At 53.2% G+C, this 14112-nt stretch carries 14 protein-coding genes; 10 read left to right on the top strand and 4 right to left on the bottom strand.

The window, feature by feature from the left end; genetic code table 11:
• Nucleotides 1-131: 131 nt before the first annotated feature.
• Complete coding sequence (gene acrR, locus ACG1VR_RS05740; protein WP_395490434.1) at nucleotides 132-770, bottom strand: multidrug efflux transporter transcriptional repressor AcrR; 639 nt, start codon at nucleotides 768-770, stop codon at nucleotides 132-134.
• Between the two features lie 143 nt (nucleotides 771-913).
• On the opposite strand from acrR, the gene acrA reads away from it, so the two are divergent.
• The 6 genes from acrA to ACG1VR_RS05710 all read left to right on the top strand — a co-directional run bounded on the left by acrA (nucleotide 914) and on the right by ACG1VR_RS05710 (nucleotide 7867).
• Nucleotides 914-2113: a multidrug efflux RND transporter periplasmic adaptor subunit AcrA gene (gene acrA, locus ACG1VR_RS05735; protein WP_016537661.1), complete on the top strand. Its 1200-nt coding sequence runs from the start codon at nucleotides 914-916 to the stop codon at nucleotides 2111-2113.
• 22 nt (nucleotides 2114-2135) lie between these two features.
• Nucleotides 2136-5285: a multidrug efflux RND transporter permease subunit AcrB gene (gene acrB / locus ACG1VR_RS05730; protein ID WP_016537662.1), complete on the top strand. Its 3150-nt coding sequence runs from the start codon at nucleotides 2136-2138 to the stop codon at nucleotides 5283-5285.
• Nucleotides 5286-5847: 562 nt separating this feature from the next.
• Nucleotides 5848-6222: an Hha toxicity modulator TomB gene (gene tomB / locus ACG1VR_RS05725; protein WP_016537663.1), complete on the top strand. Its 375-nt coding sequence runs from the start codon at nucleotides 5848-5850 to the stop codon at nucleotides 6220-6222.
• Between the two features lie 28 nt (nucleotides 6223-6250).
• A complete protein-coding gene (locus tag ACG1VR_RS05720; RefSeq protein ID WP_008460299.1) occupies nucleotides 6251-6466 on the top strand; it encodes an HHA domain-containing protein in 216 nt (71 codons plus the stop codon).
• A 252-nt stretch (nucleotides 6467-6718) separates the two neighbouring features.
• Nucleotides 6719-7270, top strand: coding sequence for a maltose O-acetyltransferase (gene maa / locus ACG1VR_RS05715; RefSeq protein ID WP_039898584.1), 552 nt, complete (start codon nucleotides 6719-6721; stop codon nucleotides 7268-7270).
• 120 nt (nucleotides 7271-7390) lie between these two features.
• Nucleotides 7391-7867: a YlaC family protein gene (locus ACG1VR_RS05710; protein ID WP_016537666.1), complete on the top strand. Its 477-nt coding sequence runs from the start codon at nucleotides 7391-7393 to the stop codon at nucleotides 7865-7867.
• A gap of 3 nt (nucleotides 7868-7870) precedes the next feature.
• Here the strand turns inward: ACG1VR_RS05710 and ykgO are convergent, their stop codons facing one another.
• The 3 genes from ykgO to ACG1VR_RS05695 all read right to left on the bottom strand — a co-directional run bounded on the left by ykgO (nucleotide 7871) and on the right by ACG1VR_RS05695 (nucleotide 10303).
• Nucleotides 7871-8011, bottom strand: a complete 141-nt coding sequence (gene ykgO, locus ACG1VR_RS05705; protein ID WP_016537667.1) for a type B 50S ribosomal protein L36 — start codon at nucleotides 8009-8011, stop codon at nucleotides 7871-7873.
• Nucleotides 8012-8014: 3 nt separating this feature from the next.
• Nucleotides 8015-8275, bottom strand: a complete 261-nt coding sequence (locus ACG1VR_RS05700) for a type B 50S ribosomal protein L31 (protein ID WP_008460319.1) — start codon at nucleotides 8273-8275, stop codon at nucleotides 8015-8017.
• A gap of 123 nt (nucleotides 8276-8398) precedes the next feature.
• On the bottom strand, nucleotides 8399-10303 hold the full coding sequence (locus tag ACG1VR_RS05695) for a methyl-accepting chemotaxis protein (RefSeq protein ID WP_395490433.1): 1905 nt from the start codon (nucleotides 10301-10303) through the stop codon (nucleotides 8399-8401).
• A 378-nt stretch (nucleotides 10304-10681) separates the two neighbouring features.
• Between ACG1VR_RS05695 and ACG1VR_RS05690 the strand changes: the two genes are divergently transcribed.
• Genes ACG1VR_RS05690 through ACG1VR_RS05675 form a run of 4 tightly spaced genes read left to right on the top strand, consistent with a single transcriptional unit; the run spans nucleotide 10682 to nucleotide 14000 of the window.
• Nucleotides 10682-11719, top strand: a complete 1038-nt coding sequence (locus ACG1VR_RS05690; RefSeq protein WP_395490432.1) for an isopenicillin N synthase family dioxygenase — start codon at nucleotides 10682-10684, stop codon at nucleotides 11717-11719.
• Between the two features lie 30 nt (nucleotides 11720-11749).
• Nucleotides 11750-12556 (top strand): MetQ/NlpA family ABC transporter substrate-binding protein, encoded by an 807-nt coding sequence (locus ACG1VR_RS05685; RefSeq protein ID WP_395490431.1) that lies wholly within the window; start codon nucleotides 11750-11752, stop codon nucleotides 12554-12556.
• Nucleotides 12553-13344: a methionine ABC transporter ATP-binding protein gene (locus ACG1VR_RS05680; protein WP_395490430.1), complete on the top strand. Its 792-nt coding sequence runs from the start codon at nucleotides 12553-12555 to the stop codon at nucleotides 13342-13344. The genes ACG1VR_RS05685 and ACG1VR_RS05680 overlap by 4 nt, the downstream gene beginning before the upstream one ends.
• Entirely contained in the window at nucleotides 13341-14000 is a 660-nt protein-coding gene (locus tag ACG1VR_RS05675; protein WP_395491063.1) for a methionine ABC transporter permease, read from the top strand. Before ACG1VR_RS05680 ends, ACG1VR_RS05675 begins: the two co-directional genes overlap by 4 nt.
• Nucleotides 14001-14112 lie beyond the last annotated feature (112 nt).

The following is a 14112-nucleotide window of genomic DNA, read 5'->3' as shown; positions in this document are numbered from 1 at the left end:
TGCGCATGTGATTGCCAGCTAAAAGTAAGAGGTCACGGGAGAGGCGCAGAATAGCACGGCTTTTGAACGCAGAATAGCGAACGCCTTCGGAGGAGTCTCAATTCAGGGAACCGCTAAAGTGGAGAGAGGAATTACGCCGGTTTATGCAGTGTCGGGCAATGCTGGAACATCTCCAGCAATATGGCCACATAGTCCGGAGCTTTAGCATGTAAATCAAAGCTTTCCGGGGAAACGAGCCAGTTTTCAATTAGCCCGGTTATATAGCTACGCAATATTATCACGGCGTGGGGGATGCGCAGGCTGGACGGCAGTTTTCCGGCATCAATGCAGCGCTGAAGGCTGGCTTCGATGCGCTCATTTCCTTCCATATAAAGCGTGCGCCTCGCCTGCTGCAATACTTCAAGTTCGCCAACAAACTCGCACTTGTGGAAGATGATTTCGGTCATCAATCGACGGCGCTCTTCTGAAACCGTCGCCTGTAGGATATAAATCAGTAATTCTCTTACAACAGACAGTGGATCGTCTGGATATTTTGCCCGATACTCAATATCTAAGTCACCGATACTTGATTCGGTCAGCTCCCAGATTTCACTAAACAATTCCGACTTATTTTTGAAATGCCAGTAGATAGCACCACGCGTTACCCCAGCAGCCTGAGCGATATCCGCAAGCGAAGTCGCTGAAACGCCCTGCTGTGAAAACAGGCGGATCGCTACATCGAGGATGTGCTGGCGGGTTTCAAGCGCCTGAGCTTTGGTTTTTCGTGCCATATGTCGGTGAATTTACTTTAGTCAGATTTACATACATTTGTGAACGTATGTACCATAGCACGACGATAATATAAACGCAGCAATGGGTTTGTGGACATTTGATCCATTGAACAACTTTGAAATCGGACACTCGAGGTTTACATATGAACAAAAACAGAGGGTTTACGCCTCTGGCGGCCGTTCTGATGCTCTCAGGCAGCTTAGCGCTTACAGGATGTAACGACAAAGAGACTCAACAGAGTGCGCCGCACGCCCCTGAAGTGGGTGTAGTGACTCTGAAAAGCGCGCCATTGCAGATAACTACAGAACTTCCTGGACGCACCAGCGCTTATCGCATTGCTGAAGTTCGCCCTCAGGTTAGCGGCATCATCCTGAAGCGTAACTTTACCGAAGGCAGTGATATTCAGGCCGGTGTTTCGCTTTATCAGATTGACCCTGCGACCTATCAAGCTGCGTACGATAGCGCCAAAGGCGATCTGGCTAAGGCTCAGTCCAGCGCCAACATCGCGCAGTTAACCGTTAAGCGTTATCAAAAACTTCTGGGCACTCAGTACATCAGCCAGTCCGACTACGACCAGGCCGTGGCAACCGCTCAGCAGGCTAATGCTGATGTGGTAGCCGCCAAAGCTGCGGTAGAAACCGCTCGTATCAACCTGGCCTACACCAAAGTGACCTCGCCTATCAGCGGCCGCATTGGTAAGTCTTCGGTGACCGAAGGCGCGCTGGTGACCAGCGGGCAGACTAACGCCCTGGCAACCGTACAGCAGCTTGACCCAATCTATGTGGATGTTACCCAGTCCAGCGACGACTTCCTGCGCCTTAAGCAGGAGCTGGCGGACGGCAAGCTGAAACAGGAAAACGGCAAAGCTAAAGTTCAGCTGATGACCAACAACGGTACGGCCTATCCGCAGGAAGGAACACTGGAATTCTCCGAAGTGACCGTAGACCAGACCACCGGTTCTATTACCCTGCGTGCCATCTTCCCTAACCCGGACAAATCGCTGCTGCCCGGCATGTTTGTTCGCGCCAAGCTGGAAGAAGGGGTTAACCCGAACGCCATTCTGGTTCCGCAGCAGGGGGTCACTCGTACTCCACGCGGCGATGCCTCAGCAATGGTTGTAGGCAAAGATGACAAAGTTGAAGTCCGCCAGCTGACGACCAGCCAGGCGATCGGCGACAAGTGGCTGGTGACCGATGGGTTACAAAATGGCGACCGCGTTATCGTTACCGGTCTGCAGAAAGTAAAACCGGGTGTTCAGGTAAAAGCGCAGGAAGTTGCGGAAGACAATAAAGGCCAACAGCAACAAGCCGCAGGCGCGCAGTCAGAACAACCGAAGTCTTAACTTAAACAGGAGCCGTTAAGACATGTCTAAGTTTTTTATCGATCGCCCCATCTTTGCCTGGGTAATCGCCATCATCATTATGTTGGCGGGTGCGCTCGCGATAATGAAATTGCCCATCGCGCAATATCCAACGATTGCGCCACCGGCAATTCAGATCTCGGCAAACTACCCGGGTGCAGATGCTAAGACGGTACAGGATACCGTAACGCAGGTTATCGAACAGAACATGAACGGTATCGATGGCCTGCTTTATATGTCCTCTACCAGTGATTCCTCTGGTACTGTTCAGATAACCATTACCTTCGACTCCGGCACCGACGCGGATATCGCGCAGGTACAGGTTCAGAACAAATTACAGCTGGCTATGCCGCTGCTGCCGCAGGAAGTGCAGCAGCAGGGTGTTAGCGTCGAGAAGTCCTCGAGCAGCTTCCTGATGGTTCTCGGTATGATTAATACCGACGGCACCATGAACCAGGAAGATATCGCGGACTACGTTGGCGCGACCATCAAAGACCCGGTAAGCCGTACTCCCGGCGTAGGTGACGTGCAGCTGTTTGGTGCTCAGTACGCAATGCGTATCTGGATGGATCCGAACAAACTGAACAACTACCAGCTAACGCCTGTTGACGTGATTAACGCTATTAAAGCGCAAAACGCCCAGGTAGCGGCCGGTCAGCTCGGCGGAACTCCGCCGGTGAAAGGCCAGCAGTTAAACGCCTCCATCATCGCGCAAACCCGCCTCAAGTCTGCCGATGAATTCAGCAAAATCCTGATGAAGGTGAACCCGGATGGTTCCCGCGTCCTGCTGAAAGACGTAGCAAAAGTTGAGCTTGGCGGCGAAAACTACGACGTTATCGCCCGCTACAACGGCCAGCCGGCTTCCGGCCTGGGGATTAAGCTGGCCACCGGTGCTAACGCCCTGGATACCGCCGAGGCGGTACGTGCCACCGTTGAAAAACTGGAGCCGTTCTTCCCGGCCGGTCTGAAAGTGGTTTACCCGTACGACACCACGCCATTCGTTAAGATTTCCATTAACGAAGTGGTGAAAACGCTGGTGGAAGCCATCGTGCTGGTGTTCCTGGTTATGTATCTGTTCTTACAGAACTTCCGGGCAACGCTGATTCCAACCATTGCCGTACCGGTGGTACTGCTCGGGACATTCGCCATCCTTGCCGCCTTTGGCTATTCGATAAACACCCTGACGATGTTCGGCATGGTGTTGGCGATAGGCCTGCTGGTGGATGACGCCATCGTTGTAGTAGAAAACGTTGAGCGTGTCATGGTGGAAGATGGACTCCCGCCGAAGGAAGCAACGCGTAAATCAATGGGCCAGATTCAGGGCGCACTGGTGGGTATCGCGATGGTGCTGTCCGCGGTATTTATCCCGATGGCGTTCTTCGGCGGTTCTACCGGCGCAATCTACCGTCAGTTCTCGATTACTATCGTCTCCGCGATGGTGCTGTCGGTGCTGGTGGCGATGATCCTGACGCCGGCACTCTGTGCGACCATGCTTAAGCCAATCCCGAAAGGTCATCACGATGACAAGAAAGGGTTCTTCGGCTGGTTCAACAGAATGTTCGAGAAGAGCACGCATCACTATACCGACAGCGTCGGTAACATCCTGCGTAGCACCGGCCGTTATCTGGTTCTGTACCTGATTATCGTCGTGGGCATGGCCTTCCTGTTTGTTCGTCTGCCAAGCTCGTTCCTGCCGGACGAAGACCAGGGCGTACTGCTGGCGATGGCTCAGTTGCCTGCCGGTGCGACCCAGGAACGTACGCAGAAAGTGCTGGATGAGGTGAACGACTACTTCCTGACTAAAGAGAAAGCGAACGTTAATTCGGTATTTACCGTTAACGGCTTCGGATTCTCCGGTCGCGGCCAGAACACCGGCCTGGCGTTCGTTTCTCTGAAAGACTGGAGCGAGCGTTCGGGTGAAGAAAACAAAGTTCCGGCCATTGCAGGCCGTGCTATGGGAACCTTCTCGCAGATTAAAGATGCGATGGTATTTGCCTTCAACCTGCCTGCGATTGTTGAACTGGGTACCGCAACCGGCTTTGACTTCCAGCTGATTGACCAGGCAAACCTTGGCCACGAAAAGCTCACTCAGGCTCGTAACCAGCTGTTTGGGATGATTGCCCAGCACCCTGACCTGCTGGTTGGCGTGCGCCCGAACGGCCTGGAAGATACACCGCAGTTTAAAATCGATATCGACCAGGAAAAAGCGCAGGCGCTGGGGGTATCCATCACCGATATCAACACCACGCTGGGCTCGGCCTGGGGCGGTAGCTACGTCAATGACTTTATTGACCGCGGCCGCGTGAAGAAAGTGTATGTGATGGCTGAAGCGCCATACCGTATGCTGCCGAGCGATATTGGCAACTGGTACGTTCGTGGTTCCTCCGGCCAGATGGTGCCGTTCTCCGCGTTTTCTACTTCGCGCTGGGAATACGGTTCACCTCGTCTGGAACGTTACAACGGTCTGCCATCGATGGAGATCCTTGGCCAGGCAGCACCGGGTAAAAGTACCGGTGAAGCAATGGACATGATGGAGCAACTGGCGGCGAAACTGCCAACCGGCATCGGCTTTGACTGGACGGGCATGTCCTACCAGGAACGCCTGTCCGGCAACCAGGCCCCTGCCCTGTATGCCATTTCGCTTATCGTTGTCTTCCTGTGTCTGGCGGCATTGTACGAGAGCTGGTCTATTCCATTCTCCGTCATGCTGGTTGTTCCGCTTGGGGTATTCGGTGCGCTGCTGGCCGCCACCCTGCGCGGCCTGACCAACGACGTGTACTTCCAGGTAGGCCTGCTGACAACCATTGGCTTGTCGGCGAAGAACGCGATACTTATCGTGGAATTCGCCAAAGATCTGATGGAGAAAGAAGGCAAAGGCCTGATAGAAGCGACTCTGGATGCGGTTCGTATGCGTCTGCGTCCGATTCTGATGACATCTCTGGCATTTATCCTCGGGGTAATGCCGCTGGTTATCAGCACCGGGGCAGGTAGTGGCGCACAGAACGCAGTAGGTACCGGCGTAATGGGCGGGATGGTTACCGCAACCGTGCTGGCTATCTTCTTCGTACCGGTGTTCTTCGTGGTGGTTCGCCGCCGCTTCAGCCGCAAGAATGAAGATATTGAACATGCGCATCCGGTAGAACACCACCAGTAAGCCGTTCAATCACATAACAAAAGGCCGCTTATAGCGGCCTTTTTTATTTATAAAGAAACCGATTTCAGCCGGCATTTAATGATTTTATTATCACCGCCGATTATTCCTATACCGAACAATTTGTTCGCTATATAAGACTTTGTGGGCAATTAAATAAATCTTAACTGCTCGTTAATTCGTGGGCTATAGAACAATAAAAACCGAATCATGCGTTTATTTAAGAATATTCTTACGAATTCACACCGCTATATGCAGATATATATAGCGATTTTAACATTGTATTAACCGGCTGAAAGTTATAAATATTGTTAAGTTTTTCTTAATTTATTTCCGATGATTTAAGTTAAAATTCATACTATCTTCTTAATTCACATTTAGTAACGTATTACGGGTTTTTAATTTAATTGTAATTTTTCGTTAGAGCAGCATGAAATCCAGCCAATATTGATTTATAGTTACAGCACATGTAATAATCGTGGCAACAGTTCTTCACCTCTTCAGGTGTGTCCACCGCAACCCGTTATGTTTATCATTCGTTGTATCGATAAAGGGGGCAAGCATTATGGACGAATACTCACCAAAGCGGCACGACATTGCGCAGCTTAAGTTCCTCTGTGAGAGTCTGTATCACGACTGCCTTACCAATCTTGGTGAGAGCAATCATGGATGGGTTAATGATCCGACGTCGGCCATTAACCTTCAGCTGAATGAATTGATTGAACACATTGCTGCCTCGGCGCTTAATTACAAGATTAAGTATCCGGATGAAAGCAAGCTGATAGAACAGATTGATGAATACCTGGACGACACTTTCATGTTATTTAGCAATTACGGCATTAATGCTCAGGATCTGCAAAGATGGCGTAAATCGGGGAATCGCTTGTTCCGCTGCTTCGTCACTGAAAGCCGTGCTAATCCAGTAAGCCACTCGTTCTAAAAATATTAAAAACACTTAAGGCTAATTTATGACTACAAAACTGACCAAGACTGATTATTTGATGCGCCTGCGGCGTTGTCAGACTATTGATACGCTGGAACGCGTTATTGAAAAGAATAAATACGAATTATCGGATAATGAGCTGGCGGTATTTTATTCAGCAGCCGATCACCGCCTGGCCGAACTCACGATGAATAAACTGTATGATAAAATCCCACCCTCTGTATGGAAATTCATTCGTTAATTACAGTGTGTTTTTAAATAATAATTAATATTAAAGTTTATCTATTGTTATTGCCTGGCTTATATCTGCTGCTTTTTTGTGCAAACGCCATACTCCACGCTCAATCGGTTAAACATCGCCAAAGCGCAACCCTCTTCCTGCATTACCGTGCGGCTATCCCGCTACGTGACAAGGATCACGCGCAGGAAAGGCTCCCGCTCTTTCTTCTCTAAATTTCGCTAGTCTTGCTGACCACGGAACATGGAGGATGAAATGAGCGAAGAGAAGCTTAAGATGATTGCCGGTGAACTTTACCGCCCCGGCGATGAAACCCTACAGCGCGAAAGCCACAAAGCCCGCCAGCTGCTGCATCGCTACAACCAAAGCTCACCCGACGAGCAGGCCTGGCGCGATGAAATACTTGCCGAGCTGCTGGGCCAGAGCGAAGGCGCCTATATTGAGCCGACCTTTCGCTGCGACTACGGCTACAATATTTTCCTCGGTAAAAACTTCTACGCTAACTTTGAATGCGTCATGCTGGACGTTTGTCCGATCCGCTTCGGCGACAACTGCATGCTGGCTCCGGGCGTACACATTTATACCGCAACTCACCCGCTCGACGCTCAGACGCGCAACAGCGGCGTTGAATTCGGTAAACCTGTGACTATCGGCCATAATGTGTGGATTGGCGGCCGGGCGGTTATCAACCCGGGCGTGACCATCGGGGATAATGTGGTCGTCGGCTCCGGCTCGGTGGTCACGAAGGACATTCCGGCAAACTGCGTTGTTGCGGGCAACCCGGCGCGCATTATCAAAAAGCTGTAGCGCAGCGGTTAACTGTTATGGTTATTTTTGCCTTATCTGTTACTTTTTTGCCCGGCCCGCGCTTCTTAAAATAGTCTGGTCACGCGTACAACCCGAAACAGAGAACTTAGAAGGCACACCATGACAGAAATTCAGCGCCTGCTCACCGATACTATCGAACATCTGAACGTGACTGAAAAGCGCGATAACCGCCCGCGCTTCAGTATCAGTTTTATCCGTAAGCATCCTGGATTATTTATCGGTATGTATATCGGGTGGTTTGCCACCCTCTGGGTAATGCTTGAATCAGAAACCCTGGCGGGCTCAGTATGGCTTTTGGTGGTGCTGTTTGCGCTGTGTAACGCGTTCTTCTTCTTTGACGTCAATCCTCGCTACCGCTATAGCGACATCGACGTGCTCGACTTACGCGTGTGCTACAACGGCGAGTGGTACAACACCCGCAATGTGCCAACAACGCTGATAGATCAAATCCTCAGCTCCCCGAGCGTGGATGAAGAGCAAAAATCGCTGCTGCATAAAATGCTCAGCCGCAAAGGGGAGCTGTCGTTTTACGACGTCTTCTCACTGACTCGCCAGCAGCCTGCTGGCGGTCATTAACGGCTAGCGGCGTTTCTTACGCCCCTGCACCGCTTTAAAACGCGGGTTAGTCTTGCAAATCACATACAGCCGCCCCTTGCGCCGAACAATCTGGCAATCGGGGTGGCGCTGTTTTGCACTGCGTAACGAATTTAATACCTGCATTTCTTAAGACTCCTTACCGCCAAAAAACTTGCCAAAACGCTGCTGGAAGCGAGCCGGGCCGCCTTCATTAACGAAGACTTTCTGCTTGCCGGTGTAATGCGGGTGCGAAGCCGAAGAGACTTCGATAGTCACATAAGGGTAAGTCACCCCGTCCAGCTCAATCTCACGGTCGGTTTTAATCGTCGACCCAACTTTAAAATACTCATTTACGCTGGTGTCATGAAACACCACGGTCCGGTAAAACGGATGGATATCGCGCTGCATAAAAATCATTCCGATATGTTATAACGTAACAATAAAATAAGAGATGAACGGACGAAATGCAAGCGGGGTTTGAAAGTACGGGGAGCAAAAAGGAGGCGGGCACCCGGTAAGTGCCCGTCAGAATTACAGTTTAAAACCGGCGACAACGCGCTCAAGTTGCAGCGATTGCTCGGCCATCGAGTGGGAAGCGGAAGAGACCTGCTGAACCAGCGCGGCATTTTGCTGAGTGGTGCTATCCAGCTGATTAATTGCCAGATTAACCTGCTCAATACCGGTACTCTGCTCGCGGCTGGACGACATAATTTCGGCCATCAGCGTGGTGACGTTACGCACGCCCAGGGTCAGTTCTTCCATCGTGCTCCCGGCCTGGTGTACCAGCTCGGTGCCCAGATTAACGTTGCTCACCGAGTTTTCGATAAGCGCCTTAATCTCCCTTGCCGACTGGGCCGAACGCTGTGCCAGGCTGCGCACTTCTGAAGCGACAACGGCAAAACCACGGCCCTGCTCTCCGGCACGCGCTGCTTCTACCGCCGCATTCAGAGCCAGAATGTTCGTCTGGAACGCAATGCTGTCGATGACGCTGATAATATCCACCACTTTGCCAGATGAAGTCTGGATAGCGTTCATGGTGCTGACGACCTGCTTGACCACATCGCCCCCTTTAACGGCTACGTTTGAGGCTTCGCGTGCCAGTTCATTTGCGTGGGCGGCGTTATCGGCATTTTGACGTACGGTGCTGGTCAGCTCTTCCATTGAAGCCGCCGTCTGCTCAATCGAACTCGCCTGATCCTCGGTACGGGCGGAAAGATCCTGGTTACCGGTCGCTATCTGGTGCGACGCGGAAGAGATGGCTCTCGCGCTGTCGCCAACCTGGCGCAGCATGGTTTGCAGATAAGTAATCACGCCGTTAAAACTGTCGATAATGGCGTTGAACTCCGGGCTGCTGGTCGGCTCCAGGCGCTGGGTCAGGTCGGCCCCACCGGCAGAAAGTCGGCTGATGTTATGGTTAAGATCGCTCAGGCGGCGCATCATATTGCGGATAAACAGCACCAGAATGCCCAGCAGAATAATTGCCATTGGGATCTGCACCATACCGAGGCGCAGCAGAATAGCGTCCGTTTGCTTAGTCAGCAGAGAAGTGGGCAAATCGACGGCGAGGATCCACGGGCTGCCTTTCACCGTCTGCAAAATCACGGTATGCGAAGTGCCCTCATTGTCGTATTCATTTTCGCTATTCTGGCTGGCGCTAAAACCGGGCAGCATCTCCTGTACCGCTTTTGCCATTGGCAGCGTACTGCTCAGCTCGGAAAGATTTTTCAGCCCTGCCGTTTTGCCAATCTGGTCGGCATTTCCCACCACTTTACCGTCGGCTTCAATGATCAGAACCTGGCCTTTAACCGCCTCGCTCATCTGTTTCGCCAGCTGGTTAAAGAAACCAAGGGTCACATCAATGGTGGCCACGCCCCACGGCTGCCCCTCTTTGCTTATCGCCATTGCGCAGTTGGTGCGCGGCTGCGGGCTGGCGTCATCCTGGTAGGCATTTGCCCAGGCGCACTGCCCGGCCGGAGAAGCCAGACCGGCTTTGTACCACACCTGCTCGTAATAATTTGGCGCGGCGTCTGAGTTCCAGTAGGTGTTTTCCTCAAGCTTATTGCTGCCGTTACGGGCGAAGAAGGTGCTGAACTTATTGCGCCCCGCTTCGCGTTTTTCCGGCAGCGGCCATATTCCACCGCCGAAGACGTTCACATCCTGATACTGGTCTACCAGCATCGGCAGCAGCCGGTTGATGTCATCGCTTTGCATCGCGGAAACTGACTGGGTGATGCTGCGCATTTGTGCCTGCACGCGGTTCATCTGTTCGGTGATATTCACCGCAACGTTATCCACCGCAAAGCGGATCAGCTGGGTTTCATTGCGCTTGATTTGCGGCGTCACGAAGAAATGGATAACCAGCGACGTTATCGCGACTAACAGCAGGAAAAACAAACTTAGAGAGGTAATGAACCGGGATTGTGTCGTTTTTAGCATGATGAGGATACCTGGTGGTAGAAAGCGAAACGCTTAGCATCCTCTTCGGCATAAAGCCGACAAACTTAAATGCCTCCTGAATTTAAGCGGTCGTTAATTATTTCCAAATGTAATTAAGTTCCAGTTAAATCCATAAGTTAACCCTTATGGTTGAAACATTTTGCAATACTTAGACTTTTCTCGTTTCCGCAAAAGCTTAGAACCCCTCCCCGTCATAGCTTAGAAGATAACAATATTGGGCGCGCCTTTTCGATTCCGGCAAGGTGAGCCTGAAGCTATCCGACATCATCCAGAAGGAAATCGCCATGCTGCTGCGCCGCTGTTGTGCCGAACCCAACGCCACCTCTTTCTCGACTACCCTGATTACCGGAGCAAAACATGAGCAACAATCCAGGACTGGCACTGCCGATTCTTGACCTCTCCCAGCTTAGCGGCAGCGAAACAGACCGCTCGGCCTTCCTTAGCCAGCTGCGCTACGCCGCGCGGGAAATTGGCTTTTTCTACCTGATAAACCACGGCATCAGCCCCGAACTGCAACAGGCAGTACAGGATGAGGCCCGCAGCTTTTTTTCCCTCCCCGACGAAGACAAACAGCAGGTGGCGATGATCCACTCGCCGCATTTCCGTGGCTATAACCGCGCCGCCAGCGAGCTTACCCGCGGCCAGCCGGACTGGCGTGAGCAGTTCGACCTTGGCGCTGAACGCCAGGCTTTCCCGCCTGATGAATACGCTCCGGCATGGCGACGCTTACAGGGACCAAACCTTTGGCCAGCGGCACAACCTGAGCTGAAGCCCACGCTTTTGCAATGGCAGCGCGAAATGACCGCCGTGGCGTTAAAGCTGCTGCGCACTTTTGCCGAGGCGCTTAGCCTCCCGGCCGACGCCTTCGACGCTCTTTACGGCAGCCTGCCTAACGAACATATCAAACTGATTCGCTACCCCGGCCAGTCTGCGACGCAAAGCAGCCAGGGCGTGGGGGCGCACAAAGATTCAGGCTTCCTGAGCTTCCTGCTTCAGGACGATAAAAAAGGGCTCCAGGTCGAAGTCTCCCCGGATAACTGGGTTGACGCCCAGCCTCTGCCGGGCAGTTTCGTGGTGAATATTGGTGAACTGCTGGAGCTGGCGACCAACGGCTATCTTCGCGCTACGGTTCACCGCGTGGTTTCCCCGCCGCAGCATGAGGAGCGCCAGTCCATCGCCTTCTTCCTCGGCGCACAGCTCAACGCCGTAGTGCCCGTTTATCAGCTGCCGGAAGCGCTGGCCAAAGAAGCCCGGGGACCGGAAAGCGATCCGCTTAACCCGCTACTGCGCGACGTTGGCTGGAACTACCTGAAAGGCCGCCTGCGCTCTCACCCGGACGTAGCCGAGCGCTACTACGCCGACGTTCTTCGTAACAGCAGTGAACTGATAGCTTAACTAACGACATAAATAATAAGGAAAACCGTGATGAAACATGCTGCTTTTAAACTGGCCGGTGTTGCTCTGTCGCTTTCTCTGGCTTTCGCGGTACAGGCCGCAGACGCGCTGCGCGTTGCCGCCGACCCGGTTCCGCACGCGGAGATCCTCGCCTTCGTGCAGAAGCTGGACCCTAATCTGAAACTCAAAGTCGTTGAGCTGACCAGCGGTGCCAACGCCAACGAACTTTTGGCCAGCGGCGACGTGGACGCTAACTACTTCCAGCATGTTCCTTACTTACGCGATCAGGAAAAAGCGCTCGGCAAGAAATTTGTTGTGGCCGCCACGGTACATATCGAGCCGCTGGGAATTTACTCGCATAAATACAAAGATCTGAAATCCGTACCGGAAGGCGCAACCGTGGCGGTGCCGAACAACGTCACCAACCTGAGCCGCGCCCTGTATCTGTTGCAGGACAAAGGGCTGATTACCCTGAAGCCTGAATTTAAAGACGCCTCCACTAACCAGGCCACGCCGAAGGACATCGTCGGCAACCCGAAAAAGCTGAAGATTGTGGAAGTGGAATCGCCGCAAATCCCGCGCTCGCTGGATGACGTCGGCCTGGGCGTGATTAACGGTAACTACGCATTGGAAGCGGGCCTCAGCCCGGCTAAAGACTCGCTTGGCCTGGAAAGCGCTACCCATAACCCGTATGCCAATATTCTGGTGACTAACCCGAATCTGGAAAACGATCCGCGCATCAAACAGTTGGCTAAGGATCTGGAATCGCCTCAGGTGGCCGAGTTTATACGCAAGCAGTACAACGGCTCCGTTATCCCGGTAGAGAATAAGTCATGATTACCCTTGAGCGGCTGAGCAAAGTGTACGCCGGAGAAGGCCGACCGGCGCTGGATGATATCAACCTGGTCGTCCCGGACGGCGCAATCTACGGCATTCTGGGCCGCAGCGGTGCCGGGAAAAGTACGCTGATCCGCTGTCTCAATTTACTGGAGCGGCCCACTTCGGGCCGCATCATCATGAACGACAGAGACATCACTACTTATAACCAGCGCGAGCTGCGCCTGCACCGTCAGCGTACCGGCATGGTGTTCCAGCATTTCAACCTGATCCACGCCCGCAGCGTTGAAGACAATGTTGCCGTGCCGCTGGAAATCGCAGGCCTGGCGCGAGATGAGCGGCGTAAAAGGGTAGCTGAACTGCTTGAGCTGGTGGGCCTGAGCGATAAAGCCCGGGCGTTTCCGTCCCAGCTTTCCGGCGGGCAAAAGCAGCGCGTTGGCATTGCACGGGCGCTGGCCGCTCGCCCTGATATTCTGCTGTGCGACGAAGCCACCAGCGCGCTTGACCCGGAAACAACCGGCTCGGTACTGGCGCTGCTGGCGGATATCAACCGCCAGCTGGGTTTGACCATCGTGCTAATCACCCACCAGCTCGAGGTGGTGAAAGCAATTTGCGACCACGCCGCGTTGCTGGAGAACGGCAGGCTAATCGAAAGCGGGCCGCTGTCCGAAAGGCTGGTGGATCCCTTCTCACGGCTCAGGACTTCCCTGCTCCATGACGAGGAAGCCGAGCGAGAATTTTTACGCCGCCACGGCGTTGAGGGGAATGTGTTATGCGAAGTAGCATGAGCTGGGAGGATTTATGGCCGCTGCTGCTGGAAGGCACCCTCGACACGCTTTACATGGTCGGGCTGGCCGCGCTGTTTACCATCCTGATTGGCCTGCCGCTGGGCGTGCTGCTGTTTCTCAGCAGGCGAGACGGCGTATTGCCTTCTCCTCGCTTCAACAAGATCCTTGGCGCAGTAATTAACATTGGCCGTTCGCTGCCGTTTATCGTGCTGCTGATAGCCCTGATCCCGTTCACGCGCATCATTATCGGCACCACGCTCGGCAGCACCGCGGCGGTTGTGCCGATAACCATCGGAGCCTTTCCGTTCTTTGCCCGCGTGGTGGAAAACGCCCTCGACGAGGTAGACAAAGGACGAATTGAAGCCATTCTCTCGATGGGCGGCAACGCCTGGCATGTGGTCAGCAAAGTGCTGCTCCCGGAAGCGCTGCCTGCTGTGCTGGCGGGTATTACGCTCACGGTGGTAATGCTGATTGGCTTCTCTTCGATGGCAGGCGTCATCGGCGGCGGCGGGCTGGGCGACCTGGCGATACGCTACGGCTACCAGCGCTTTAATAATCAGGTGATGGTTGGCACGGTCATCATTCTTATCGTGATGGTGCAACTGGTACAAAGTCTTGGCGACAGGCTGGTTCGCAGCCTCGCCCACCGCCGCTGATCTTTCTTCTAAGCCCTGTATCCTCTACCGGGCTTTTAACCCATTTCCATACACGCGTTTATTATCCGCCTTGGATCACAAAACCAAATTGTTAACGTTAACTATTGCGATT

Origin of the sequence: Cedecea davisae, assembly GCF_044095835.1 — a bacterium.
In the GTDB taxonomy this organism is placed as follows: Bacteria; Pseudomonadota; Gammaproteobacteria; order Enterobacterales; family Enterobacteriaceae; genus Cedecea; species Cedecea davisae.
This window is presented reverse-complemented; position numbering and strand designations above follow the sequence as displayed.

Coding starts and splice junctions, on each gene's coding strand:
- acrR (WP_395490434.1), bottom strand. CDS start 770: ATGGCACGAAAAACCAAAGCTCAGGCGCTTGAAACCCGCCAGCACATC.
- acrA (WP_016537661.1), top strand. CDS start 914: ATGAACAAAAACAGAGGGTTTACGCCTCTGGCGGCCGTTCTGATGCTC.
- acrB (WP_016537662.1), top strand. CDS start 2,136: ATGTCTAAGTTTTTTATCGATCGCCCCATCTTTGCCTGGGTAATCGCC.
- tomB (WP_016537663.1), top strand. CDS start 5,848: ATGGACGAATACTCACCAAAGCGGCACGACATTGCGCAGCTTAAGTTC.
- ACG1VR_RS05720 (WP_008460299.1), top strand. CDS start 6,251: ATGACTACAAAACTGACCAAGACTGATTATTTGATGCGCCTGCGGCGT.
- maa (WP_039898584.1), top strand. CDS start 6,719: ATGAGCGAAGAGAAGCTTAAGATGATTGCCGGTGAACTTTACCGCCCC.
- ACG1VR_RS05710 (WP_016537666.1), top strand. CDS start 7,391: ATGACAGAAATTCAGCGCCTGCTCACCGATACTATCGAACATCTGAAC.
- ykgO (WP_016537667.1), bottom strand. CDS start 8,011: ATGCAGGTATTAAATTCGTTACGCAGTGCAAAACAGCGCCACCCCGAT.
- ACG1VR_RS05700 (WP_008460319.1), bottom strand. CDS start 8,275: ATGCAGCGCGATATCCATCCGTTTTACCGGACCGTGGTGTTTCATGAC.
- ACG1VR_RS05695 (WP_395490433.1), bottom strand. CDS start 10,303: ATGCTAAAAACGACACAATCCCGGTTCATTACCTCTCTAAGTTTGTTT.
- ACG1VR_RS05690 (WP_395490432.1), top strand. CDS start 10,682: ATGAGCAACAATCCAGGACTGGCACTGCCGATTCTTGACCTCTCCCAG.
- ACG1VR_RS05685 (WP_395490431.1), top strand. CDS start 11,750: ATGAAACATGCTGCTTTTAAACTGGCCGGTGTTGCTCTGTCGCTTTCT.
- ACG1VR_RS05680 (WP_395490430.1), top strand. CDS start 12,553: ATGATTACCCTTGAGCGGCTGAGCAAAGTGTACGCCGGAGAAGGCCGA.
- ACG1VR_RS05675 (WP_395491063.1), top strand. CDS start 13,341: ATGAGCTGGGAGGATTTATGGCCGCTGCTGCTGGAAGGCACCCTCGAC.